Annotated in this window: 1 protein-coding gene; it reads right to left on the bottom strand. The window is 54.8% G+C overall.

Annotation, left to right across the window (positions count from 1 at the left end; all coding sequences use genetic code 11):
* Positions 1-347, bottom strand: a 347-nt coding sequence (locus AC0LWN_RS32710; protein WP_474672754.1) for a GMP synthase (glutamine-hydrolyzing), incomplete at both ends; no start/stop codon positions are given.

Here is a 347-nt window from a genome sequence, read left to right as displayed (position 1 = left end):
TACTCCCACTCAATCGTAGCTGGTGGTTTCGAGGTTACGTCGTACACGATGCGGTTGACGTTTTCCACTTCGTTGACGATGCGGACGGAGATTTTCTCCAGCACATCCCAAGGGATACGTGCCCAGTCGGCGGTCATGCCGTCGATTGAGGTTACAGCGCGAATGCCTACGGTGTAGGAATACGTACGTTCGTCACCCATAACGCCTACGCTCTTCATGTTCGGCAGGGCTGTGAAGTATTGCCAAATCTCGCGGTCGAGACCAGCTTTGGCGATTTCCTCCCGCAGGATATAGTCGGAGTCACGCACAATGGCCAGCTTCTCCTCGGTAACCTCGCCAAGTACACG

It is taken from the genome of Paenibacillus sp. sgz302115, assembly GCF_056120445.1.
This window is presented reverse-complemented; position numbering and strand designations above follow the sequence as displayed.